The organism is Psychromonas arctica (assembly GCF_038155225.1).
GTDB lineage: Bacteria > Pseudomonadota > Gammaproteobacteria > Enterobacterales > Psychromonadaceae > Psychromonas > Psychromonas arctica_B.
In genome coordinates this window covers 1-223 of sequence record NZ_JBAKBA010000270.1, presented here as the reverse complement: position 1 = coordinate 223, position 223 = coordinate 1, and the positions used below count along the sequence as shown (strand labels likewise).

Sequence of the window (223 nt, the reverse complement as noted above, 5' to 3'; positions counted from 1 at the left end):
ATGGCAGAGACATGAAAAATATATGCAAAATTCTATAAAAGAGTGCCATCAAATTTTAACTAAGTTTCATGAGTTGTCTGTTGAACATTGGTTTAACAGAAATGATGTTAATAATCAGCCTAACGGAAAACATCATTTTCAACCTAAATCTATGCAACGTTTCAAAACTAATTTGGAAGGGGATGACAGTAAAAAATCATTCAAACGTTTACATAGATGGCGA

Annotated in this window: 1 pseudogene; it reads left to right on the top strand. The window is 31.4% G+C overall.

Annotation, left to right across the window (positions count from 1 at the left end):
• Positions 1-22: 22 nt before the first annotated feature.
• Positions 23-223 (top strand): annotated as a pseudogene (locus V6255_RS18525) (hypothetical protein); the annotation flags it as partial.